Raw genomic sequence first — 26,395 nt, forward strand, 5'->3', positions numbered from 1 at the left:
AAACATAGAAATTAGGATCCAATACAATAGTTTCAATTTTTTTAGAGTTGATAAATTCAGACCATTCTGATTTTGGATTCAAGTTAACTTCCGCACCATTTAGAATGACTTTTACAGGCATATTAAAACCGGCAACTATATTTGTCCAACGGTAGTTTAAAGTGTTGTTATCCAAATAATATTCAAGTGAAGGTATTCTAGTATCTCTTAAATACTGATTAAAAACAATCGACAAATCAATTCCTGTTTGCTTGCATAAATAATCTTCAATTTGCTTGGTTGTCACCGTTTGGTGATAAAAAGTACTATTCAAACCTCTTAGTATTCCTCTCCATTTTTCATCGTTATTCACTAATTGACGTATAGTATGCAACATGTTTGCTCCTTTAGGATACATATCCCCTGAACCTTCATTGTTTACATCGTATTTACCAATTATAGGTTTATCATTTTCAATACTATTTCTAAGACCTCTAACATAAGTATATCCAGCTTCCTTGCCATAGTAATATTCTAAAAAAAGACTCTCAGAATAGTTTGTAAAACTTTCGTGAATCCACATATCAGCAATATCTTTGTAGGTGATATTATTGGCAAACCATTCGTGACCAGACTCGTGTATGATAATAAAATCAAACTTTAATCCCCAGCCAGTTCCGCTTAAATCCCTTCCACGGTATCCATTTTGATATCCATTTCCGTACGTAACACTACTTTGATGTTCCATTCCGAGGTACGGAGCTTCAACTAATTTATAACTATCTTCATAAAATGGATAAGGTCCAAACCAATGTTCAAACGCTTTTAACATTTTAGGAACGTCTTGAAATTGTTTTTTAGCTTTCGCCAAATTGTCTCTCAAAACATAATACGTACAATCTAAATTTCCTTTTTCACCTTTGAATTTTTCAGAAAAAGTAACATAATCCCCAATATTGATGTTTACACCATAATTATTTATAGGATTAGCTACAAACCAATTATAGGTTTTAGTTCCATCTTTCAGGGTTTTTACACTTTGCAAGCGCCCGTTAGAAACATTTGTTAAATTAGCAGGTACATTGACACTAATGAGCATATTGTCTACTTCATCATACATATGATCTTTATTTGGCCACCAAACACTTGCTCCCAATCCCTGACATGATGAGGCTATAAATGGATTGCCATTTTTATCTTTTTTCCAAGTAATTCCCCCATCCCAAGGCGGATTTACAGCAACTTTAGGTTTTCCGCCATAAAAAACAGTAAGTTCTTTAATGCTTCCTTTTACTTGAGGTTCTTGTAATGCAATAAAAAACGCATTACCTTCTCTTTTGAACTCCAAGTTTTTCCCATTTTGGGTAACCTTGTAGATGTTCATTGGGTTTTGCAAATCAATTTGCATGCTGTTGTATTCATGAACAACCTGATACTTTATGGTGTTTGAACCTGTGATCGTGCTGTCTTTAAGATTTACTTTAATATCAAGATGATACCTTTTTACATCCCACCAAGCTCTTTCCTTAGTAATACTCCCTCGAATGGTATCTTGTCTAGTAAATAAAGGTGTTTTTTGATCTAATAAACCTTGAGCATTGACCGAATTACAAAGTAAAAAGGATATTAAAATAGAACCAAAATATTTTTTCATAGTGCAATTATTTAGTACAAAAATAGAGTTTAGAATCAAAAACAAATAACTATTCCCTAATTTTTCTAAAAGGAAACAGAATAATTTTGTAATGTTTTATTTTCTTTGCCAAGAATTTCCATTATGACTTTATGATTTAGAAAATCAAATTTTAACAACCCAAAATTAATCTCTTTAACAACTTCGCCTTGTACATATGGATTTTCTTCACCAGAGAATGCAGTATAGGTGTGCGTTAAGCCGCTTGCAGTAAAATCAACAAGAGGATAAGACAAACCCGTTACATTTTTTGAGGAAAATGTCGAAATGTGCCTATCTCCAGATATTATAAAGGCTCCTTTTGCTTTTGAGGAAACCAGTAATTGTTCCAGTTTTTCGACCTCGTGCGGGAAATTCCCCCAAGTTTCAAAGCCATGCTTGTTGGATAAAAATTGAATACTACTCACAATAACATGGAACTGTGCATCTGAATTATATAGCTCTTTTGATAACCATTCCCACTGCTCTTGGCCAAGAATTGTTCCTTCGCCAAATTTATTAGGCATAAAACGCTTTTTTGAATTAGGATCTTTGGTTAACGTTGTTCGGAAATAACGGGTGTCTAATACGATAATTTTAATTTTATTCCCATGAACTTCAATTGTTTTTGAGCTAAAAACTCCCTCTCTACTGCGTTCTGGAGCATCTTTTGGAGTATCTAAAAAATCTAAAAACAATTGCTGACTTTCTTTTTTGTGTGGATATTCTTCTCCTGCATCATTAGCGCCATAGTCATGATCATCCCAAGTTCCAAGAATAATTTTGCCCTTGATGAATTTTAGATATTCTGGATCTTGTTTCTGAATAGTGTAATTGCTTTTAAGAATCGCCATGTCATTGGTATCTGAGTACACATTATCACCACCCCAAATCCAAATGGACGGATTGTTTTTATTTATGTCAGGCCAAAGTTCATTTTTAATTTTTTGATTATCACAAGAACCAAAAGCAATTGTATAGCTAGTATTTTCATTAGTTTTTAATGGCTGACTTGCTATTGAAGGAAGTTGCGAATTACAACTTAGCAATCCTAAAAAACTAAAAATACAAACAAATTTTTTCATAAAAAGAGGAATCTAACGAGTAACGTTATTCAATTAATGTGCACGAAGATATAAAAACATTTTTGACAGAAACTTACAAGTAATGTTGCGTAAATGTTATTTAACACAATTGTTAAAAAGGATAAACATATCGTTTTTCTATAACTTGTAATAGGTTACTAAAACATAAACTGCTTCAAAAAAATAACCCAATAGATCAAATTTTCTATTGGGTTACAATTTATTTTTTTGTCAGATTATTTCTGACGACTTTTCAATACATCTACTACATCATTCAATTTGAATCCTTTGGCTTGAAGCAAAATCAAATAATGAAATAATAAGTCGGCACTTTCACTTAAGAACAAATCATCATTATCATCTTTGGCTTCAATAACTACTTCTATTGCTTCTTCACCTACTTTTTGTGCAATTTTGTTGATTCCTAATTGAAATAATGAAGCAACATAACTCTTCTCCGAGTCAGCTTTTTCTCTTCTCGTTTCGATGGTTTTCTCTAATTGTGAAATAAACCCATAATCAGCTTTATTCACTGTTTGCCAACACGTATCAGCACCAGTGTGACATGTTGGGCCAACTGGTTTTGCTTGAATCAATAAAGTATCACCATCGCAGTCATTTTTTACATCAACTAAGTTTAAAAAGTTGCCACTCTCCTCGCCTTTTGTCCAAAGTCTTTGCTTAGAACGGCTAAAAAAAGTTACTTTTTGCGTGTCGATAGTTTTGCGATATGCTTCTTCGTTCATGTAACCCAACATCAAAACGGCTTTCGTCTCGCTGTCTTGTATAATAGCCGGAATTAATCCGTCTGTATTTTTTGAGAAATCTATGTTCATAATTTTAAGTCTAAAGTTTTAAAGTCGAATGTCTTAAAGTAAAAATATTAAATTCGTACTTCAATATTGTTATTTTTAAGAGCTTCTTTCAATGTTTTGATTTCAATTTCTTTAAAATGAAACACACTTGCTGCTAAGGCTGCATCGGCTTTTCCATCAATAAATGAATCTACAAAATGCTGAATGTTTCCCGCACCACCCGAAGCAATAATTGGGATATTAACTAGTTCCGAAAGTTTGGCCAAAGCCTCATTAGCAAAACCATTTTTAGTTCCGTCATTATCCATAGAGGTGAATAATATTTCACCTGCGCCACGTTGCTCGACTTCTTTTGCCCAATCAAATAAATTCAATTCGGTAGGTACTTTTCCACCTACTAAATGCACAATCCATTGTCCGTCAATTTGCTTAGCATCAATTGCTACCACAACACATTGGCTTCCAAATTTTTGTGCCAAATCATTGATCAACTGCGGATTTTTAACAGCGGATGAATTGATAGATACTTTATCGGCACCATTTTGCAATAAAACATCAACGTCCTTGACAGAGGAAATTCCGCCACCAACTGTAAACGGAATATTAATAGTTGCAGCTACTTTTCGAACCAAATCAATTAATGTTTTTCTTCTTTCTTCGGTTGCTGAAATGTCCAGAAAAACCAATTCATCAGCTCCTTCATCCGAATATATTTTGGCCAACTCAACCGGATCTCCAGCATCACGTAAGTCTACAAAATTGACACCTTTTACCGTTCTTCCGTTTTTTATGTCAAGACAAGGAATTATTCTTTTTGTTAACATTTTTTATAATTGTTACACAGAGATTCGCAAAGGTTTCGCAGAGATACACAAAATTCTTGGTGAATCTTTGCGTCTTCTTTGTGCTTCTTCGCGGAATAATCTATTTTGTTATATAATTTCCCAACTGTTTCAATGAAATTCTACCCTCGTAAATAGCTTTACCTATGATCGTTCCTTCGCAACCTAATTCCGCTAATCTTGGTAATTCATCAAAAGTAGAAATTCCACCAGAAGCGATTAATTTTAAACTGTTATTTTCATTCAAAATCTTTGCATACAAATCAAATGATGGTCCTTCTAGCATACCATCTTTGGCAATATCAGTACAAATTACGTACTGAATTCCTTTATTTTGATAGTCTTGAATAAACGGAATTAAATCTTCATTTGAATCTTCCAACCAGCCTGAAACAGCTACTTTTTCATTGTTAGCATCTGCTCCTAAAATAACTTTGTCTGCTCCATACTCCGCAATCCATTTTCCGAATAGTTCTCTATTTTTCACAGCAATACTGCCGCCAGTGATTTGATTGGCTCCACTTTCAAATGCAATTTTCAAATCGGAATCAGCTTTCAAACCACCTCCAAAATCAATTTTTAAACTGGTTTGTGTAGCAATTTGTTCCAATATTCTATAATTGACAATTTGGCTTGATTTTGCACCATCTAAATCCACCAAATGCAGATATTCAATTCCGTGCGCTTCAAATTCTTTAGCAACTTCAAGCGGGTTTTCGTTGTAAATAATTTTGGTATTGTAATCTCCTTTGGACAAACGGACACATTTCCCGTCGATGATGTCTATAGCTGGTATTATTCTCATGATAATTAGTCTTAAAGTTTGAAAGTCGAAAGTCAAAAAGACTCAACCTAAAGTTTTAAAAAATTTCCTAAAATTTGTTCGCCTACATCGCCGCTTTTTTCAGGATGAAATTGTGTTCCGTAAAAATTATTTTTCTTCAATGCTGAGGCATATTCTACTTCATAATTTGTGGTAGCAATGGCATCGGGGCAATTTGGCGCATAAAAACTATGTACCAAATACATGTACTCCTTTTCAGCAATTCCTTTGAACAAATCTGATTTCAAATTATAAATTTGATTCCACCCCATTTGTGGTACTTTTACTTTTGAAGTGAATTTGACCACATCTACATCAAAAATTTCCAAACCAGCAGTGTTTCCCTCTTCTGACTTGTTGCACATCAATTGCATCCCCAAACAAATCCCTAAAACAGGTTGTTTCAAAGTAGGGATCAATACATCTAGACCGCTATCTACAAGCATTTTCATTGCAGAACTTGCTTCACCAACACCGGGAAAAATAACTTTATCCGCCGCTTTTATTTCCTTCCAATCGTTACTAAGCACTGCTGTGAAACCCAAACGTTCTATAGCAAACATAATGCTTTGTATATTTCCGGCTCCGTAGTTTATAATTACTATTTTCATTTATTTAGTCTTAAAGTCGAAAGTCGAAAGTCCTAAAGTCATTTGCAAAATCCTTTTAAGAGACTTTTGACTTTAAGACTTTTGACTTTATGACTTATTAAAGCATACCCTTCGTACTAGGTAAAATCATTTTTTCTGTATCCCGTTTCACAGCTACTTTTATCGCTTTTGCAAAAGCTTTAAAGATCGCTTCAATTTTGTGGTGTTCATTAGTACCCTCAGCCTTGATGTTGATATTGGCTTTAGCACCATCTGAAAACGATTTAAAAAAGTGAAAGAACATTTCGGTTGGCATTTTACCTACCATTTCTCGTTTGAATTCGGTTTCCCAAACCAGCCAGTTTCTACCTCCAAAATCAATAGCCACTTGAGCTAAACAGTCGTCCATTGGCAAACAAAAACCATAACGCTCAATACCTAATTTATTACCTAATGCTTTTGCAAAAACTTCTCCAAGTGCAATAGCAGTATCTTCAATAGTGTGGTGTTCATCTACTTCTAGATCACCTTTCACTAAAATTTCTAAATCCATTTGACCGTGACGTGCAATTTGGTCCAGCATGTGATCAAAAAACGCAATTCCGGTTTCAATTTTACTCTTCCCAGTTCCATCAAGGTTCAAATTGATGAAAATATCAGTTTCATTCGTCTTTCTTGAAATGGTTGCTGAACGTTCTTCTAATTTTAAAAACTCATAAATCGTTTTCCAATCCGTGGTTTGAAGCGCTATAACCGAGTTTAATTCTTCTCTTTTTGAAGCTATTTCGTCACTTCCTAATGCTTCATCTGTGTTGATGAAAATCCCTTTTGCACCCAAATTTTTCGCTAATTCCACATCTGTAATTCGGTCTCCAATTACAAATGAGTTGGCCAAATCGTAGTCTGAACTATCAATATATTTAGTCAATAAACCCGTTGCAGGCTTACGTGTAGGAGCATTTTCATGTGGGAACGTTTTATCAATTAAAACTTCACTAAAAACAACACCTTCATTTTCAAAAGCTTTCATAACCAAGTTATGCACCGGCCAAAAATTCTCTTCGGGATGAGAAGCCGTTCCTAAACCATCTTGATTGGTAACCATAACCAATTCAAAATCCAACTCTTTTGCAATTTTTCCCAAATATTGAAATGCATTTGGGTAAAATTCTAATTTCTCAAAACTATCCAATTGGTAGTCATGAGGTTCCAAAACCATCGTTCCATCACGATCTATAAAAAGCACTTTTTTCATGGTATTCCTACTAATAAACGCATTGGCATGTGCGGTTGCGTTCTGTTATTTTAATTTAATAATTCAAGTTTTGGGCGTTACCCTCCAAAAAAAGTCGGGTCGGGCTATTCGTTCCCGCTTTTGTACTGCCCAGCTTCGCGGCACTACAAAGAGCTCCACTGCTATCCCTCACGCGGAAACAAAGGTCCTAACTAGTTTCCAATAGCTTTCAAAGCTACTATTAATTTTTTATTTTCTTCTTCAGTTCCTACTGTCAAACGCAATGTGTTTTCACAAAGTGCTTGTGTAGTTCTATTTCGAATTACAATTCCTTTTGCAATTAACTCAGCATATCTTTTGTTAGCATCATCCACTTTAACCAAAACAAAATTGGCTTCCGTAGGATGAATTTTTTCCACATAACTAACTTCTGATAAAGCTTCAATCAAAAGTTCTCTTTGTGATATAATTGACTCAATTTCAGTTGTAATAGCTTGCTGATCTTCAAGTCTTGCTACCGCTCGATTTTGCGACAGTTCGTTTACATTATAAGGAGGTTTAATACGGTTTAAAATTGTAGTAACCGCGCTAGAAGCATAACAAATTCCTAAACGAATTCCAGCCAATCCATAAGCTTTGGAGAGCGTTTGTGTAATAATCAAATTAGGATATTCATCTAATTCATTGATCCAACTTTCTTTTTTAGAAAAGTCAATATACGCTTCATCAATAATAACGAGTCCTTTGAAATTTTGCAGCAAATACGCTACTTTTTCATCCGAAAAGGAGTTTCCTGTTGGGTTATTTGGCGAACATAAAAAGATCATTTTGGTATTGGCGTCAACCGCTTCCATGATTTTTTCAATCTCTGGCTGAAAGTCATCCGAAAGTAAAACTTCTCTATTCTCAATGGCATTCAAATTAGATAAAACGCCGTACATGCCATAAGTTGGTGGCAAAGTAATCACGTTATCAGTATTTGGTTCACAAAATGCTCTGAAAAGTAAATCTAGAATTTCATCGCTTCCATTTCCTAATACAATTTGATTCGTTTGTACGCGACGTTGTTTTGCTAAAAGGCGTTTTACACGCATTTGTTGCGGATCTGGATATCTGTTTACGCCATTTTCAAACGGATTTTCATTGGCATCCAAAAAAATCATTTCGGCAGTATCAAAGTCTTCAAACTCATCACGAGCAGATGAATACGGTTTCATGTTTTTTACATTCTCCCGAACTAAATTATTGATATCGAACTTATTTTCCATTTTCAAGTGCTTTTAATCGTAATGTAACTGCGTTTTTGTGTGCTTGTAATCCTTCTGCTTCGGCCATAATTTCAATTGCCTTTCCGATGGCTTGAATTCCTTGTTCGTTTATTTTTTGAAAAGTCATCGTTTTCATAAAACTATCTAAGTTTACACCACTGTAATTCTTGGCATAACCATTCGTTGGCAAGGTATGATTGGTTCCCGAGGCATAATCACCAGCACTTTCAGGAGTATAGTTTCCTATAAAAACCGAACCCGCATTTAGGACATTATTGCTGTAAAAATCATCAAATTCAGAGCAAATAATAAAGTGTTCAGGACCGTATTCGTTAATTAAATCTAAAGCAATTGCATCAGTCTCAACATAAATTAATTTAGAATTGGTAATGGCTTTTTCAGCAATGGCTTTTCTTGGCAAAGCCTCTATTTGAGTAGCAACTTCATCAGCAACAGCATCAATTAATTTTTTTGATGTCGAAACTAAAATCACCTGACTATCGGCTCCGTGCTCTGCTTGCGATAATAAATCCGACGCTACGAAAGCAGGAACGGCAGTATCATCAGCCACAATCAATAATTCTGAAGGACCAGCAGGCATATCAATAGCAACGCCAAATTGTGTTGCCAATTGTTTCGCAACCGTTACAAATTGATTTCCTGGTCCAAAAATTTTATAGACTTTAGGAATACTTTCTGTACCAAAAGTTAAACCTGCAATAGCTTGAATTCCGCCCACTTTCATGATTTTAGTTACTCCACATAAATTGGCCGCAAATAAAATGGCAGGATTAATTTTACCTTCTTTATCCGGTGGTGAACATAAAACAATCTCATTACAACCCGCAATTTCAGCAGGAACGGAAAGCATCAAAACAGTCGAAAACAAGGGTGCTGTTCCGCCCGGAATGTACAAACCTACTTTTTGAATGGGTCTTTTTTCTTGCCAGCATGAAACTCCACTTACGGTCTCAACAGCCACACGCTCTGTTTTCTGAGCACGGTGAAAGGCTGTAATATTAGCCTTTGCCAAAGCAATTGCTTGTTTTAACTCTTGCGGTACTGCTGCAATAGCCTCCTGAATTTCAGCTTCAGAAACAGTCATTTTGTCTACTGCAACGCTATCAAAAAGCGAGGTATATTTGGCAACAGCCTCATCCCCTTTTTTCTGTACCTCTTTGAAAATTTCTTTTACAGTAGCTTCAATATCATCTACCGTTTTTGTAGGTCGTTCTAAAATACTAGACCACGTTTCTGGTTTTGGATTATATATTTTGTTCATTGTATTGTTTTTAACCGCAAAGTTCACAAAGGTATTCGCAAAGTTCGCAATGAATTTTTACTAAAATAAGTTATACTCTAAAGTTTTTACAAGACCATTTTTTCAATTGGGCATACCAAGATTCCTTCGGCTCCAGCCTCTTTCAACTGATCGATAACATCCCAAAAAGTGTCTTTATCAATTACCGAGTGTACACTGCTCCATCCCTCTTGTGCCAAAGGTAAAACGGTTAAGCTGCGTAATACAGGAAGAATTTTACCAACTGCCTCGATTTTATCATTAGGAACGTTCATCAAAATGTATTTTGACTTTCTAGCTCTTAAAACCGACTCGATTCTGAATTTCAACGTGTCTATAATTTTTTGAGATTCTAGACTTACTTTTGGCGAAACAGCCAACACCGCTTCACTCTTGAAAATAACTTCGACTTCTTTTAAATTATTTTTAAACAAGGTACTTCCGCTTGATACAATATCTACAATAGCATCAGCAAGCCCAATGTTTGGCGCAATTTCAACCGAACCTGAAATTTGGTGAATGTCAACCGTAACACCTTTTGAATTAAAGAAATCAAGTACCGTTTTGGGATACGATGTAGCAATGCGCATCCCGTCAAGATCTTTCACAGATGTGTATTGAAAAGATTTAGGTACAGCTACAGATACTTTGCATTTTGAAAAACCTAATTTTTGAATAACTTCAATATTTCCGCCTTTTTCAACCAATAAATTATCCCCTACAATGGCAATATCTACTACGCCATCCATTAAATATTGAGGAATATCTGAATTTCTTAAATAAAGAACTTCAAGAGGAAAATTAGAGGCTTCAGCTTTTAATTGGTCGATTCCGTTATCAATTGAGATACCAGCATCTTTTAGGATTTGAATGCTGTCTTCGTTTAAACGACCTGATTTCTGAATTGCAATTTTTAATGTACTCATTTTTTTGTTTTTTTAGAATGATAATGTTTGAGTACAGTGTGAGGTAATAAAAAACCCGTTTGATGTACTCAAACGGGTTTTTAAATATGATGATTTACATGCATACCATTAACACATCGCTTGAGAGCAATAATGAAAATGATGATGATGTAATTGTATTGTAAACATGTGTTTTATTTTTCTTTGCAAAGATAGATTCTTTTTTAATTAAAAAGCAATTAATACTTTAACTAAATATTACTTTTTTGTTAAAATATTATTTTTATTCCTTTTCGTCCTCATTGGAAGGAGTAACTTTCTCTGTCTTACTATCCACAGCAGCACTTTCAGTTCTAATTTCAGTATGACGAACTTCGCCTCCTGTTGTGCCCGTTTGTTGTGCAAAAAACACAGCGATGATTGCAACAACTGTAGCGATATAAGAAACTAGATTTGCTTTTGGCTTATTTTTCAAATTAGAATAAAGGCCAAATAATGATGTAATTGCCAGCGCATACAAAACAAGTGCAAGTTTTTCGGCCATTTCTTCGTGTTCGTGAATAATTGCTTTTCCTATTCCAGGAAAATCTTCCACCATTTCCTCTGCTCCTTCACCAGTAGACATGCTAAAAAAGCCAAAAACAGCTGCAACGACAAATAATACATAAGCGGTGTTTTGTACCGATTTATTTTTTAATACTATTCCAGCGATTAAAATCCCAAGTCCAAGGATTGTTCCAATAATAGGAAAATGGTTTACAACTAGGTGTAAGTGTGCATCATTCATAATTTTATAGTTTAAGTTAGTATTTATTAGTGATATTAAATTTTTCAGAATTTTATCCTGCTAAGGATACGCCAATTAAAGACCCAATTCCGTAGGTAACTGCTGCTGCTAACAAACCAAAAGCCACTTGTCTGAATCCCGAGAATAAAATGCTTTTTCCTGTCAATAAAGTGATGGCTGCTCCTATGCCAAAAAGCCCTACCACACTGCTTCCGACACTCAGTAAAATGGCATTTTTTCCGTCTAAAAACATAAACGGATATAATGGAATAATCGCTCCAATAGCAAAGAGCACAAACGATGCTATAGCTGCTTCCCAGGCTGATCCTCCTAATTCTTCTTTGTCAATTCCTAATTCCTCCGTGATGATGGCATCAATCGCTGTTTGCGGATTTTCAAAAGCTTTGTCAGCCAATTTTTGAGCTTCGACCGCATTCATTCCTTTGGCTTGATACAACAAAACCAATTCTTTTTTCTCTTCTTCGGGAGACGCTTCTAATTCTTCGGTTTCCAAATCAATTTGGCGTTGGTTTAATTCTCTAGAACTTTGTACCGAAAGCCATTCGCCTAGCGCCATTGAAATTGCTCCTGCCAAAAGTCCTGCAATTCCGGTTAACAATATCGTATCATTAGAAACGGCTGCTCCAGCAACTCCCATTACCAAACTCATATTAGAAACCAATCCATCATTAGAACCTAAAACTGCCGCTCGCAAGGCATTTCCTCCTACGGATTTATGCCTGCTTTCAAATTTAGACAGCAGCCCTCCAGAAACATTTAAGGCCGCATTATTATTTACAGCCTCGATAATATTTAAGTGATTGTGCTCAAAACCAGTTGGTTTTTCACCCGTTTTAATTTTGTTTCGAACCGAATTTTCGGCAAACTGTTTTTCTATTGAAGACAAGGAACTAATTATGGAACTGTATCCAAAAATTTTACCCAACTTCAGTTGAAATTTTGCTCTACCAGATGGCAAAGGCATGTTGAAATTCGGTTCTATTGTACGAACTTTATCTAACATGTGTTTTGCATGTCCTTTCTCGATTTCGCCTAAACTAAGTAAAACTCTCGAAAGATTTTCGTCAGACTGAATGGCAGCAATACTATCATACAAAAAGGCCGTATCAACCTCTGTTTGCAACTGATCTTTAAGTTTATTCAAGTCCATTATTTCCTTTTTTATTAATTAACCAAATCAAAAACTCCTTTTGTTAATAGTCTTGAAGAAGCAGATATTGTTGTGTTTGGCAGTATTTCGACAAACTTTTCAGACTTCGAACCAACAGTAACACTTACTTTCTGGAACGAATATCCATTTTTTTCATTCTTGACTAAAAGTACAAAATTTTTATTGTTTTCTGTCACCAATGCTTCAGCAGGAATCGCTAAACCTTTTTTAGAATCGATAATTATTTCAGATTCTACAAACATTCCTGTCAACAGCTTTTGTTTTATAGCATCGTCTAAATGTCCATGAATATTAATCGTTCTGTCATTTCCTTCAATTGATTTTCCTACCAAATGTACTTCAGCATTAAATACTTCTTTTGATGCTTCGGGAACTTTAAATTGTATTTTTTGTCCAATTTTCACATTCAAAATATCTTTTTCAAAAACGGCTAATTCTAAATGCAAGTGATCCGTATCTACAATTTCTAAAATCACATCCGAAGGCGCTACGTACATACCCACATTAGCATTCATGATTACGATATCGCCGGTTATTGGAGAAAAAATGGTGATTGTTGAAGTCAAAATTCCTTTTTCTACATTTTTAGGATTAATATTCAACAGCACCAATTTGGCTCTTAAACTTTGATGCATCGCTTTGGCTCTTTTATAGTCGCTTTCGGCTTTTAAGTAGTTTTTTTGCGAAGTGATTTTTTCATCGTACAAGGTTTTTTGGCGGTCATATTCGGATTTCAAGAAATTCAATTGCTCCGCTACTTCCATATACTCTTTTTGAATATCCAGAAATTCAGTGTTTTGCAAAGTCAATAAAGCTTGACCTTTTGTGACTCTATTTCCAACCAAAAGCGTTGTCGATTTCACATAACCTCCCATAAAAGTGTTCACTTTAGCTCGGTTTTGTGGCGGCACGTCAATTTTTCCAGATGCTTTTACAGTAACATCAAAATCTTGTTCTGTTGGACTCGCAATCTCCATTCCCGAGGTTTTGAATTGAGTGTCAGATACTGTAATTAAACCGTTATCTTTTGGATCTGATTCTTCCGTTTTCACTTCTTTGCAAGAAAATAAAAAAAGAGATAATGTGATTATATAGAGTGCGTTTTTCATTGGTAAAATATTAAAAATTGAGATATTGTAAATCTAATTGAGTTTGATTGAATTGCAAAAGAGTATCTAAGTAATCCACTTGAATTGTTGTGGCATTTTCTAGACTTTGGATGTATTGAAAGAAATCAATTTCACCATGTTTGTAGCTATTATTTCCCACCTTTATAATCTCATCCGATAATTTTTTACCGTATTGATTGTAGTAGTTTATTGCCTCCTGATGTTTTGCTAATTCATTCTTTTTTTGAGTGATATACTTCTCTATTTTTATGGATTCATTTTGCTTTTGTTGTTCCCAACTTTGCAATTCAAGCTGTGCTACTTTACTTTTTGCAACCTGTCCTGAGAATAAAATGGGTACAGCAACTCCAACTTGAAAACCATACAACGACTGCGATAATCCATTATTTCTACCTTGAAAATAATCTAGGTTAATATCCGGTAGCCAATGTTGTTTTTGCAACATAATCTGGCTTTTGTAATTAGATGTAATACTTTCTAAATAAGAAGTATATAGCGTTTTACTTGTTTCATCAATAGAAGATTCTAAGGGTGTAATTTTATTACTTTTTACCACAATAGTTTCATCGGATTGAAGTAAGGATTGCAACAGTTCGTATTGTGCTTTTTTGTCATTCTCAATTTGCGAAAGCTTGGTTCTTATTTGTCTGAACTTGGCTTGAGCCGTAATTTTTTCGAGATAATTTGTTTCTCCTAATTCAAAACGTCTGTCGCTTGCTTTAGAGAAATTTTGATACAAACTGTCCAAATACTGATAGAGTTTTTCTTGATGTTGCAAATAAACAATATGCTGATAGGATTTGGCTACAGCCAAAGAAAGTTTGTTTTTCTGAATTTCAAAACTAGCTTTTTCCTTTTCGTATTCAGAAGAAAGTACTTTTTTCTGCGCTCCGTAAACCGTTGGGAAAGCAAAACGTTGTTGCACACCAAAAACACGCAAGGGCAGTTCATTCAATGCCAAATTATTTTGATCGTAACTGTAGTAAATATTGGTTTTATCAAAGGTATTGGCCGTTTTAATATTAGTTTTAGCCTTATCTACTTGCAATTGAGCTGCTTTGATGCCTTTATTATATTGCATCGCTTTCGACATTAAACTGTCTAATTCTGGACTAGTATTTTGTGAAAAAGCAAATGAAGTACTTAACAATAACATAATGATAAAAGTAGCAGTTTGATTCTTTTTAAACTTTGCTTTTTTGAAAGACTGACCTTCAAAAACTTTGTATAAAATAGGCAATACAATCATGGTTAAAATAGTTGCCGTAAACAATCCACCAATAACAACCGTTGCCAAAGGTCGCTGTACTTCGGCCCCTGCTGAAGACGAAATTGCCATCGGTAAAAACCCTAGTGCGGCAGCAGCTGCAGTCAATAATACCGGACGCAATCTATCTGTAGTTCCTTTTAAAATTAATGCATCGATATCTTTCATTCCTTGATGTTTGAGTTCTTTAAAATGTTCGATTAGTACAATTCCGTTTAATACTGCAATCCCGAAAAGTGCAATAAAACCAACACCCGCCGAAATACTGAACGGCAAATCACGCAGCCATAAAAAAAGAACGCCACCTACTGCAGACAACGGAATTGCTGAATAGACCATTAACGCCTCTTTTACAGATCCAAAAGCAAAATACAAAAGGATAAAAATCAAAAATAAAGCGATAGGAACTGCAATCATCAATCTGGATTTGGCGCTTTGTAAATTCTCAAATTGCCCGCCGTATTTCACGTAATAACCTGCTGGTAATTTGATTTTGTTTTCAACAATTTGCTGAATGTCAGTAACTACACTCTGCAAATCTCGATTCCTAACGTTGATTCCCACTACAATTCTTCTATTCGTATTATCTCTAGAAATTTTCGCAGGACCTTCAGTATATTCGATCGAAGCCAACTCGCGCAAGGGAATTTGTTCGCCGTTTGGAGTTGGAACGTATAAATTACGTAAATTTTCAATATCTCGTCGGTTTGTTTGATCCAAACGCACAACCATATCAAAACGTTTTTCGCCTTCAAAAACAGTTCCAACGGTTTTTCCGGCAAAGCCAAGGGCAATCATTTCGTTCAAATCGGCAATACTCAACCCATAACGGGCAATTTTAGAACGATCATAAACGACGGACATTTGTGGTAAGCCCTCTGTTTTTTCGATGATAATATCCGAAGCACCTTCTACTTTTGCAATTGCATTTTTAATTTCCTCAGCCCTTTCAGCCAAAATAGTTAGGTCTTCGCCAAAAACTTTAACAGCAACATCAGAACGGGTGCCCGAAATTAATTCGTTGAAACGCATTTCTATCGGCTGCGTAAATTCGATTTCCATATTCGGAATTTGATTTTCTAAAGCTTCTTTTATTTTATCTGCCAATTCATCTTTGGTGGAAGCTGAAGTCCATTCTGATTTGGGTTTCAATTTTACAATAATATCACTTTCTTCCATAGACATTGGATCTGTAGGCACTTCGGCAGCTCCAATTCTGCTGACAACTTGTGTCACTTCCGGGAAGTTATTGAGGATTATTTTTTCTATTTTGGTCGTTATCGCTATTGTTTTTGTCAAAGATGTTCCTGTTTTTAAAACGGGCTGAATTACAAAATCCCCTTCGTCAAGCGTAGGAATAAATTCTCCTCCCATGGTTGCAAATAAGCCCGCAGCCAGCAATAATAAGCCAAGTGCACCATACAAAACTTTTTTGGTATTGACTATAGCCCAAGTAATTATAGGCGAATACCATGAATTTAACTTTTGAATTAACCTGCTTGATAAGGAGTTTGGATTTTCCTCTTTTGGTTTCAAAAACAATGAAGAAACGACAGGAACATAGGTAAAACAAAAAATCATGGCGCCTAACAAGGCAAAACTAAACGTCATTGCCATTGGTTTGAACATTTTACCTTCAATACCAGATAAGGATAAAATTGGAATAAAAACTATCAGAATAATCAATTGGCCAAAAATAGCCGAATTCATCATTTTGGAGGCACTTTTGTAAGTGATTTGGTCAATCTCTAGCTGGCGTTCTTCCTTACTAAGATTGACTAAATGAGATGATTTACTAGCAATTTGGAACGCAATAAATTCGACAATAATTACAGCACCATCGATGATAATTCCAAAATCTATTGCACCCAAACTCATTAAATTGGCATCGATACCAAATATATTCATGAAGGAAATAGCAAACAACAAACACAACGGAATTACAGAGGCCACAACCAAGCCTGAACGCCAATTTCCTAGCAATAGCACCACAACAAAAATTACGATTAAGCATCCTAGAATCAAGTTTTCGGCAACTGTAAAAGTCGTTTTCCCTACTAACTCGCTTCGTTCTAAAAATCCGTTGATGTAAACACCTTCGGGAAGTGATTTTTGGATTTCGGCAACTCTATTCTTCACATCATCAATCACTTGTTTAGAGTTTCCGCCTTTTAGCATCATGACTTGTCCCAAGACTTTTTCGCCTTCGCCATTGCCTGTGATGGCACCAAAACGATTGGCATGACCGTAACGAATTTGCGCTACATTCTTGATGTAAACGGGTAATCCGTTAGTATTTGTAACAACAATATTCCCAATATCTTCTAGTGAATTTACTTTTCCCTCGCCTCTGATAAAATAACTTTGATTCACTTTTTCAATATAGGCACCGCCTGCAATACTATTGTTTTTTTCCAAAGCGGTAAAAACATCAGCGGTAGTAATGTGCATCGCTTTTAAACTCGATGGACTAATTGCAATTTCATATTGTTTTAAAAATCCACCCCAAGTATTAATTTCCACAACACCTTTAATTCCAGATAACTGACGTTTTACTACCCAATCCTGAATGGTACGTAAATCTGTTACGGAATAATTGTTTTTAAATTCTGGTTTTACTTCTAATGTATATTGATAGATTTCTCCAAGTCCTGTAGTGATTGGGCCCATTTCTGGTGTCCCAAAACCTTGAGGGATTTTTTCGGAGGCCGTCTTGATTTTCTCTGCGATAAGTTGTCTTGGAAGATACGTTCCTAAATTCTCATCAAAAACAATGGTAACAACAGACAACCCAAATTTAGAAATCGATCGAATTTCCTTTACTCCAGGTAAATTAGCCATTTCAATTTCAACTGGATAGGTGATAAATTGTTCAATATCTTGCGTAGAAAGGTTACGAGAAGTTGTGATTACCTGAACTTGGTTATTAGTCACATCTGGAACTGCACCGATTGAAATTTGGAAAACAGAAAAGAGACCAAATCCAAAAATTCCGAGTGTGAATAATAAAACAATAAGTTTGTTTTTTAAACTGAAAGCAATTATTTTTTCAAGCATTTTAATCTTTTTTTATACCTCAAAAGTAAGGTTGAAAGATAACAATTTCCTTAAGAACTACTTAAGTTATGCTTCAAATAATCTTAAAAGAATAGTGGTTCCTTTGTTTTCTTGACTGCTAATTGCAATATCAATGTTGAGCAAAGTACATAATCTTTTTACAATAGAGAGCCCTAAACCTGTTCCTTTAATTTCGGGATGACTACTAGATTGAGATCTGTAAAATTGATTAAAAATTTTATCCACATCTTCAGCAGGAATTCCTATCCCGGTATCACTAATTTGGCATTCAATTATATTGTTAACTTCTTTTAAAACTAATGTCAAATTTCCGTTTTGATTCGAATATTTTAAAGCGTTCGATATTAAATTGTTAATTACAATCGAAAATAAATACCCATCTGTTTCTGTGTAATGTTCCGCCGAAAAATTGGTACTAACATTGATTTTCTTGCTTTGAATAATTGCTGAAAATCGAGAAATAGTATCTAAAAACAAGGCGTTTAAATATACTTTTTCTGTTTTTAATGTCTGTTTTTGATTTTCAAAACGAGCTAATAATAACAATTGATCTACTAAGTTATTTAAGCGGTTTACTTCGTTGACACAAAAGTTTATTTTCTCGGTATATTCAGCGTGTTCTCTCGGTTTTCTGATCAAAACTTCGAGTGTTCCTTTAATCACCGTTAAAGGAGTTCTAAGTTCATGCGATGCATCTGAAGTGAATTGTTTTTCTCGTTCTACAGCGGTTTCAATCCGGTCCAACAAATTATTTATTGTTTGCGATAAAACATACAATTCATCTTTTTGAAAAGGTAATACGATACGCGAAGTCAGGTTGTCTTTTGTAATATCGTTTGAAGTAGTAATAATGGAACTAATTGGCTTGATAAATCGACCAGCAATAAAACGAGCTAGAAAAAAAAGTACTAATAAAATTAGAGGATAAGTAATAATCAATACTTTGGAGATATTATCAAGAACCATCGTAGCGTCTTCAAGTGACATTGCTACAATCAAATAACCAATAATTTTAGATTTATTGTAAATAGGAACTTGCAATTGCCTGATGGTGCTATTTGCTAAAGTGGTGTCAAAAAGTACATTTGACACGTGGTGAGTATCAAAAGATAAAGTAGTATTTTTAAGATTTGGTGATTTTTCAATTAGATTACCATCTTGATCAATAAACTGAATAAAAACAGGATTCACATCAAGTGTGTTGTGTTCGCGTTCCTTCCACTCTTCTTTGTGAATTAAATGAAATGAATTACCAACGATTTCAATCTCGCTTAAATGCTTGTCTGCCTCGCTATCAATATCAGTATTAACATGATTGTATACACTAAATTTTACGATTGAATAGATAATACAAAACACCACAAAAATCAATAAAGCAGTGGTGACAATATAATTGAGAGCAATTCTATTTTTAAATGAAAGTTGTTGCATTTTTATTTAATCATTAGCGATATAGCCTACTCCACGAATAGTTTTTATATTGTCTTGTTCTAATTTTAAATTCAATTTTTTACGAATTGCATTCATAAAAACATCAATAACGCCCGTATCGTACTCAAAATGAATGTCCCAAACATCTTCAATAATTTGTGTTCTGGTGCAAACTTTACCTTTATTTTTAATTAAGTAAGTCAAAAGCTCAAATTCACGTTGTGTAAAGGCAACCTCCGTATCGTTTACTACTACCTTATGTTGAGCAATATCAATTGTTATGCTTCCCAATGTTAGCTTTGTAATCTCACCTTGATTCCTAAAATGGATCTTGATTCGTTCTAATAATTCGTCAAAACTAAAAGGTTTTTTGATATAATCATTGGCTCCTGCTTTCAAACCTTCAATGGTTTCTTGAACTGTATCTTTAGCAGTTAAAAAAATAATTGGTGTAGTATTATTTTTTAACCGAATGGCTTTGCACAACTCTAAACCTGTCATTTTGGGCAACATCCAATCTAATAAAATGAGGTCAAAATTTTCCTTTTGGATTTTCTCAAATGCAAGACTCCCATCAGCAGCACTGCTCACGGTATAGCCTTCCTCTTCTAATCCTTGTTTCAAAAACTGAATAATCCCAGCCTCATCCTCTACAATTAATAAGTGCATGTTTCTTTTTTTGTAAAATTAAGCTTTATTGCATTATAAATTTAAATGCAACAGTTGCAATATCAGCTGTAAGATTATCACTTCGTTTGTAATGATTGAATCTAAAATCAATATTTTTCAATCCAAATTTCCAAACTTTAGCAGCTGTGAAAATATCTGTATAATTCACTCCAAAACCATATTGATTGGCATCAAAAGTAGCTAAATCAGCGTCTGACGTATAAAATTTTTCAGTTGATAAATGGGTTTCGTAAGGCGCATAATACTTAGACTGCGTTTGCGTATAATACCTATACATGGGGAAAACAGTAAACTTATCCGTCAGTTTTACTGGAACTTCAATACTCGCGGTATGCGATTGTATGTCCCAATTATCTGAATAATAGCGGTAATAGGTTCGCAAAGCAACACGTTCATTTAGATAATAATTCAAGCGTGCTCCAATTGGAAGTTTAAAACGAGTGTCAGGCAATCGCTCTATATCATCGGCTAATTGATAGGCTCCTTTGTTGCTTTCATTGGTGTAATTAGCAATATATTGCGGCTGCCCTACATAAAAGTTCGCTTTATCAGCAAAATACATTCTGTGATACGGTGAGGATAAAAGTCCTTGTTGTTGTAAAACGTCAAAGAAAAATGAAACTTGTAATTTTTTTGTCAAAACCTGTGAAAATCCAAATGAAGCCGAAAATGAATTTCTATTAACTGCCGTAACTGGCTTAAAAGCACTCGGTAAATAAGCCGTAGATACTTGTCCGTTTTGATTCCAAATAGTTCTTCCATTAAAAATACCTTGGTTTAAAAAACCATTTCCATTACCATCAAAATCTGATAATTCTTTTGGGTAAATAGGTCTCCATTGGTCCAAATAGGCATTCACTTTTACGCTAAGCTCTGTGTTTTTTTCATTGAATAAACGTGCTACTCCACCACCTACACCTACAGAAGTGTAATCATACTCATTAGAAAATGACACATCTGTGTTCCAAATAAGATTTCGTGAATCACTGCTATGGCTGTAATTAGCTACGATAGATGTAAGTTGATCACTTTGTGACGCACCTGAGGAAGCTTGCCAAGGGGTGCCGTTTGTAGTATCGTACGGATTGATATTACTTGAGGAAGCTGACGAGTAAGCCGAAATACCAAGGTCAATAGTCAATACATCATCATCGTTTAATGGCATTGCCACTACAATATTTGAAGCTACATCAGTAAGTTTTTCAGAACCAAGCCCACCTGAAACAGCAGATCTTGAACCATCCTGGGCATAGTAACTTGCCAAAAAATCAACTTCGGTAGTTTCTAATACGCGTTTTTTAAACACAGGTTCCTTTGGAGTATCTTGTGCAAATGCAGTTGCTGTTACAATTAGCAAGAGTGCTATAATTTTTATCTTCATTTTAATTGAATTGCTATTAAAGTCAAATATTTGCAAGGTTAGTTGCAACCACAGCCACCACCTGATTTACCACCATTGGCTCCAGCTGAAGCTTCACGATATACTTGAAAAGAAGTTTCATAACGCTCTGCCGTTCTTGCTGATAGCTTCATATCAGGATCGTTAATTTTTTCTTTTTCATATTCCTTTACGGAGCTACAAGATTGCAAAACAAACAATCCTACTAGTATTAATCCTAATTTCTTTATCATCGCACTACTATTTAATTGATTGCATTTTTGGTATCTATTCCTTTTGATGAATGCACTTTACCCGTATCATCTACAATGATGCACTCTACTCCTTTTATTTGATTGACTAAATCCAAACCAACGTCTACTCCTAGCACAAAAATTCCTGTAGCTAAGGCATCTGCAATTTCTGTTTGCTTTGCAAATACAGACACACTTACAATTCCCGTGGCAGGATAACCCGTTCTTGGATCAATGATGTGTGAGTATCTTTTGCCATCAAAAACAACAAATTTTTCGTAACTCCCTGAAGTCTCCACCGCGCTATCGGTTAGTGGAAAAGTGGCGAAAATTTTATTTTTATTAACAGGATTTACAATTCCTACTGTCCAGGGTTTCCCGTCAGGTTGTTTTCCCCATGCATTAATATCCCCCGAAACATTTATGATTCCCGACAAACATCCTTTAGAAAACAATAAACTTTTAATTTTGTCGGCTATGTATCCTTGGCCTATTCCTCCTAACCCTAACTTCATTCCTTCGAATTTCAGAAAAATAGTCTGCTCTTTAGGGTCTAATATGATGTTTTGATAGCCAATTTTTTCTACTGATTTTTTAATGGCTTCTTCAGTAGGCATTACTTTCATTGACCCGTCAAACTTCCAGATTTTATCCATCGAAGCATACGAAATATCAAAAGCTCCATTGGTTAACTTCGAAATTTTTATAGCTCTTTCGACCAATTCAAAAACTTCTTTGTCCACTTTAACTGGCTTAATACCCGCATTTTTATTGACTTGAGAAATTTGAGTGGTGGGAATCCAATCTGAGATTAAATTCTCAATTCGCTTTGATTCAGCTATAGCCATATCTATATAAACGTTGGCGGCAATAATATCTTTTGCAACAGCAGTCACTTCAAATGGACTCCCTAACATAAACAACTTGCGTTTATGAATGATTTGTGACTGTGCAGAAAGACTAAAAATAACAGCAATTAAGAAGACTACCTTTTTCATTTTTGTTCGAAAGAATGAATCAATTGAATATACTCTTGAGGACTCATGTTTTTATAACCACTAATTCCCAATACTGATCCAGAGGGATTTAATAAAAGTACCAGCGGAAAATTCCCTGCTTTGTTATATTGCTCTGCTAACTTTTTATTGCTTTCGGTTAATTCTAATGGCAATAAATTCGCTTTCTTCTTTGGAAAATCAGCTTTGTAAATCACCCATTTTTGAGCAGATTCACTTTTAAACTCTTCCGATTGCCAAATGGTTTTGTCTAATTTTATGCAAGGAGCACACCAATCCGATCCTGAGAAAACTAAAAGTATGTTTTTGTTCTCGGCAGCAGCTTGAGCTTTGGCTTCTGTAAAAGATGTTTTCCAGCTTTGTGAAAAACCTATTGTTCCTATCATGAGGAATAAAAAAATAATGGATTTCTTCATTTGACCTTGAATTAAAATTCTCTGTAAAATTATTCATTTTATTGATTGCTTATTTCCACAATGGCCTTTCTTAAGTTAATATTAATTTAGCGAGCAACATTAAGCAAATCTTAAAATATCAATGTTTTAACTACCGTTACATTTACCAAAAAAAAAGAATTATGAAGTTTTTTAAGTTAACGGCGCCATTTAATTATTTACTGATGTTCTACCTGACAATTAGTTTGGTAATTCGGCTCGCACTTTATTTTCATCCCATAACACAGTCTTCGTTTACTGCTTCCGAGGCTTTCTCGATTTATATTTTAGGATTTCTTTCGGACGTTTTGATTTTTATTGTGATTAGCTCATTCTTATGGCTTTATTTAATATTCATTTCAAACGCCAAATATCATTCTCCTTACGGATATATAATCCTAGGACTTTTTGTAGCAGTGCTTTGCTACATAACTTTTGGCAATACTATTTTAAATGAATACGGAAGCGCGTTACCAAAAATTACAATTGGTTTTCTTTCAATAAAAACAATCCTTTTTGGCCTTTTACTTTTTCTACCAAAATATCGTAATGCTATTCGGTTTTGGTTGTTCTCTTTTGTTATTTTACTATATGTTCTGTTGATTTTACAAAATGGTATCAGTGAATATTTCTTTTGGAATGAATTTGGTGTTCGCTACAATTTTATTGCAGTCAATTATTTAATTTATACTAATGAAGTTATTGGAAACATAATGGAGTCTTATCCCGTAATTCCATTATTTTCGGCTTTGTTTGCATTAGCGGGATTCATTACGTACTTCATTGTCCAAAAATCAAAAAGCTATATAGAAAACATTCCCACTTTTACACAAAAAATTAAAATATCAGGAATCTATCTCTTCCTTTTTGTTGTCGCATTGCTTGCTTTACCTTATTTATCGACGAAAGAAAATTCGAGAAATGTCTTTGCTAATGAGCTACAAGCTAATGGTATTTATAAATTTTATTTTGCTTTCGTACACAGCGAATTGGATTACTTCAAATTTTATAAAACGATACCAACTCAAGAAGCATTTTCTCAGCTAAAACAACAAATTCCAAATATTACAGACAATTGCTCTTTACGAAACATTCAAAATGTAGCTGCTGAACAACATAAAAATGTTGTTTTAATCACGATTGAAAGTTACAGTGCCGAATTCATGAAAATGTATGGTAACGAAAATGGTATTACTCCCTTTTTAGATAGTTTGGCGACAAAAAGTTTAGTTTTCACCAATCTTTATGCAGCAGGAAATAGAACCGTGAGAGGCCTTGAAGCCGTAACCTTATGCTTTCCTCCTACTGCAGGTGAAAGTGTTGTGAAGCGCGAAGACAATAAAAATAAATTTTCAACAGGGAGCATTTTCAAGCAAAAGGGATATGCAGTTAAATTCATGTATGGAGGTGATGCTTTTTTTGATAATATGGAGGATTTTTTCACAGGCAATGGCTATGATATTGTAGATAAAAAAACATTTGAACCTAAGGAAATCACTTTTGCCAATATTTGGGGTGTTTGTGACGAAGATATGTATCACAAGGCTATTAAAATAATGAATCAAGAAGCAAAAACAGGGCAACCTTTTTTCAATCACATCATGACTGTTAGCAATCACAGGCCATTTACGTATCCGAATGGTAAAATTGACATTCCTGGCGATGCTAAATCTCGTGATGGCGGCGTGAAGTATACGGATTATGCTATGCGCAAATTTTTTGAAATGGCACAAAAACAGCCTTGGTTTAGCAACACCGTTTTTGTGATTGTAGCTGATCATTGTGCATCAAGTGCAGGAAAAACAGAATTACCGGTTGATAAATACCGTATTCCAGCTATGATTTACAGTCCTGGTTTTATTGCACCAGCTCAATACACTAATCTAATGTCACAAATAGATGTTATGCCTACGGTATTTGGACTTCTAAATTTTGATTACCAAAGTAAATTTTATGGACAAGACGTACTAAAAACAGACTATAAACCAAGAGCTTTGATTGCTACGTATCAAGATTTAGGATTAATTAAAGATAACGTACTAACCATTATTTCACCAAAACAGAGGGTTAAACAATTTGAGTTGCATTTAAAAACAGACCAAAAAGTGGATCCTATTTTTCAAATTTATTACGATCAAGTTCCCTTAAAAAACGAGAGAACCGATCTTGTTAAAGAAACCATTTCCTATTACCAATCGGCATCTGATATCCTAAAGAATAAAAAATATCAAAAAATAAATTAACAAAAAAAAGCGGGTGAAACATAAGTATCACCCGCTTCATTTTTAAATTAATACAGCTTATTCTTTATCGCTTGTTAAACCAAAAAGATTCCCTTTCAAGTACGTTTTCATGTCTTTTTTTAGCAATTTGCTATTTCTTTTAGTCAATTCTGGAGTATCTAGACCACTCAAATCAGGTTTTCCTGCATTTACCCAAGCCGTATACCAAAAACTAGCTGTAACAGTTATAGCTTTTCGCATTTGCTTTTCAACCATTCCGTTCATATCAGCATGCAATTGTTTTGCATATTCATCAGAATACATGGTACCTCCGTATTTATTTTTTACAATTTCACCAGCTGCATCAGTAACAAAAATTTTGTTTTCGGGTGTTGCTGTTCTTAATTTTTTATCAATCGCTAATAACGGCTCTACTAAACTGTGTGTATCAAAAATCAAATCCCAAGTTGCTTTCTCCACATTTTCTAAATACACACCTTGTGGAACGTTGAACTTATAATCCTTAGCAAACAACTCTGGCAAACGACTTTCCCACAAAGAATGAATTCCTTTTTGGTTTGTATTTTGACCGTCATGATTGTCAGAAGTATGCAATGGCATGTGACCATCTGCAATATAATGTCCTAAATCCCCAGCGATAAATAATATTTCGTTTTTCCTTTTATCCTTGAAAGCCTTTGTTAATTTAACCATCAAATCCTGAATATGCCAAGGTAAGATACCATTTTTGGTTAAAAACTTTTCGTCATATTTTGCTTTAGCTTCTTCCATTGTTTTAGGAAAAGTAGCTACATCACCGAAGTTTTCCATATCAAAATAATGACGTGGTGGTTCCATTTTATCATTCAAAACATTGCGTCTTAAATCTGGAACCGTTGATTCCTGAGTAATAAAATCAATATGATTATAAAAGAAAGTCTGTAGTGGTTTAGGCAATGCCATTACAGCTGCTCGGTTGATACGTTCATGACCAATTACGCCC

22 protein-coding genes are annotated in these 26,395 nt (G+C 34.6%); 1 reads left to right on the forward strand and 21 read right to left on the reverse strand.

The window, feature by feature from the left end:
* The 20 genes from FPG59_RS03835 to FPG59_RS03930 form a co-directional block, all read right to left on the reverse strand.
* Positions 1–1,633, reverse strand: a 1,633-nt coding sequence (locus FPG59_RS03835) for a M1 family metallopeptidase (protein ID WP_140344587.1), incomplete at its 3' end; no start/stop codon positions are given.
* Positions 1,634–1,698: 65 nt separating this feature from the next.
* Positions 1,699–2,736: an alkaline phosphatase D family protein gene (locus FPG59_RS03840; protein ID WP_086453299.1), complete on the reverse strand. Its 1,038-nt coding sequence runs from the start codon at positions 2,734–2,736 to the stop codon at positions 1,699–1,701.
* Positions 2,737–2,972: 236 nt separating this feature from the next.
* Entirely contained in the window at positions 2,973–3,572 is a 600-nt protein-coding gene (hisIE, locus tag FPG59_RS03845) for a bifunctional phosphoribosyl-AMP cyclohydrolase/phosphoribosyl-ATP diphosphatase HisIE (RefSeq protein WP_086453300.1), read from the reverse strand.
* A 47-nt stretch (positions 3,573–3,619) separates the two neighbouring features.
* Positions 3,620–4,375 carry an imidazole glycerol phosphate synthase subunit HisF gene (gene hisF / locus FPG59_RS03850; RefSeq protein ID WP_086453301.1) on the reverse strand — a complete coding sequence of 252 codons (756 nt, stop codon included), beginning with the start codon at positions 4,373–4,375 and terminating at the stop codon, positions 3,620–3,622.
* Between the two features lie 100 nt (positions 4,376–4,475).
* A complete protein-coding gene (gene hisA, locus FPG59_RS03855) occupies positions 4,476–5,198 on the reverse strand; it encodes a 1-(5-phosphoribosyl)-5-[(5-phosphoribosylamino)methylideneamino]imidazole-4-carboxamide isomerase (protein ID WP_086453302.1) in 723 nt (240 codons plus the stop codon).
* A gap of 47 nt (positions 5,199–5,245) precedes the next feature.
* Positions 5,246–5,827, reverse strand: coding sequence for an imidazole glycerol phosphate synthase subunit HisH (gene hisH / locus FPG59_RS03860; protein WP_086453303.1), 582 nt, complete (start codon positions 5,825–5,827; stop codon positions 5,246–5,248).
* A 97-nt stretch (positions 5,828–5,924) separates the two neighbouring features.
* On the reverse strand, positions 5,925–7,061 hold the full coding sequence (gene hisB / locus FPG59_RS03865; RefSeq protein WP_086453304.1) for a bifunctional histidinol-phosphatase/imidazoleglycerol-phosphate dehydratase HisB: 1,137 nt from the start codon (positions 7,059–7,061) through the stop codon (positions 5,925–5,927).
* Positions 7,062–7,252: 191 nt separating this feature from the next.
* Positions 7,253–8,308: a histidinol-phosphate transaminase gene (gene hisC, locus FPG59_RS03870; RefSeq protein WP_086453305.1), complete on the reverse strand. Its 1,056-nt coding sequence runs from the start codon at positions 8,306–8,308 to the stop codon at positions 7,253–7,255.
* Entirely contained in the window at positions 8,298–9,590 is a 1,293-nt protein-coding gene (hisD, locus tag FPG59_RS03875; RefSeq protein WP_086453306.1) for a histidinol dehydrogenase, read from the reverse strand. The genes hisC and hisD overlap by 11 nt, the downstream gene beginning before the upstream one ends.
* Before the next feature lie 86 nt (positions 9,591–9,676).
* Positions 9,677–10,534 (reverse strand): ATP phosphoribosyltransferase, encoded by an 858-nt coding sequence (gene hisG / locus FPG59_RS03880; protein ID WP_086453307.1) that lies wholly within the window; start codon positions 10,532–10,534, stop codon positions 9,677–9,679.
* A 262-nt stretch (positions 10,535–10,796) separates the two neighbouring features.
* Entirely contained in the window at positions 10,797–11,300 is a 504-nt protein-coding gene (locus FPG59_RS03885) for a hypothetical protein (protein ID WP_086453308.1), read from the reverse strand.
* Positions 11,301–11,352: 52 nt separating this feature from the next.
* Positions 11,353–12,471, reverse strand: a complete 1,119-nt coding sequence (locus tag FPG59_RS03890) for a VIT1/CCC1 transporter family protein (RefSeq protein ID WP_086453309.1) — start codon at positions 12,469–12,471, stop codon at positions 11,353–11,355.
* A 14-nt stretch (positions 12,472–12,485) separates the two neighbouring features.
* A complete protein-coding gene (locus tag FPG59_RS03895; protein WP_086453310.1) occupies positions 12,486–13,601 on the reverse strand; it encodes an efflux RND transporter periplasmic adaptor subunit in 1,116 nt (371 codons plus the stop codon).
* Positions 13,602–13,611: 10 nt separating this feature from the next.
* On the reverse strand, positions 13,612–17,946 hold the full coding sequence (locus FPG59_RS03900; protein ID WP_086453311.1) for a CusA/CzcA family heavy metal efflux RND transporter: 4,335 nt from the start codon (positions 17,944–17,946) through the stop codon (positions 13,612–13,614).
* A 66-nt stretch (positions 17,947–18,012) separates the two neighbouring features.
* Complete coding sequence (locus FPG59_RS03905; protein WP_086453312.1) at positions 18,013–19,398, reverse strand: HAMP domain-containing sensor histidine kinase; 1,386 nt, start codon at positions 19,396–19,398, stop codon at positions 18,013–18,015.
* 6 nt (positions 19,399–19,404) lie between these two features.
* On the reverse strand, positions 19,405–20,067 hold the full coding sequence (locus FPG59_RS03910; RefSeq protein WP_086453313.1) for a response regulator transcription factor: 663 nt from the start codon (positions 20,065–20,067) through the stop codon (positions 19,405–19,407).
* A gap of 25 nt (positions 20,068–20,092) precedes the next feature.
* Positions 20,093–21,469 carry a DUF3570 domain-containing protein gene (locus FPG59_RS03915; protein ID WP_086453314.1) on the reverse strand — a complete coding sequence of 459 codons (1,377 nt, stop codon included), beginning with the start codon at positions 21,467–21,469 and terminating at the stop codon, positions 20,093–20,095.
* Between the two features lie 38 nt (positions 21,470–21,507).
* Entirely contained in the window at positions 21,508–21,720 is a 213-nt protein-coding gene (locus FPG59_RS03920; RefSeq protein WP_086453315.1) for a DUF4266 domain-containing protein, read from the reverse strand.
* 11 nt (positions 21,721–21,731) lie between these two features.
* Positions 21,732–22,718 (reverse strand): FAD:protein FMN transferase, encoded by a 987-nt coding sequence (locus tag FPG59_RS03925; protein WP_086453316.1) that lies wholly within the window; start codon positions 22,716–22,718, stop codon positions 21,732–21,734.
* The gene (locus tag FPG59_RS03930; protein ID WP_086453317.1) at positions 22,715–23,152 is read right to left on the reverse strand and encodes a thioredoxin family protein; all 438 of its coding nucleotides are present in this window, start codon (positions 23,150–23,152) and stop codon (positions 22,715–22,717) included. The genes FPG59_RS03925 and FPG59_RS03930 overlap by 4 nt, the downstream gene beginning before the upstream one ends.
* 161 nt (positions 23,153–23,313) lie before the next feature.
* Here FPG59_RS03930 and FPG59_RS03935 point away from each other — a divergent pair, with 161 nt between their 5' ends.
* Positions 23,314–25,413, forward strand: coding sequence for an LTA synthase family protein (locus tag FPG59_RS03935; protein WP_086453318.1), 2,100 nt, complete (start codon positions 23,314–23,316; stop codon positions 25,411–25,413).
* A gap of 57 nt (positions 25,414–25,470) precedes the next feature.
* Here the strand turns inward: FPG59_RS03935 and FPG59_RS03940 are convergent.
* Positions 25,471–26,395 (reverse strand): zinc dependent phospholipase C family protein (locus FPG59_RS03940; RefSeq protein WP_086453319.1); only part of this gene is annotated, 925 nt, incomplete at its 5' end.

Origin of the sequence: Flavobacterium sp. FPG59, from assembly GCF_002150205.1 — a bacterium.
Taxonomy (GTDB): Bacteria; Bacteroidota; Bacteroidia; order Flavobacteriales; family Flavobacteriaceae; genus Flavobacterium.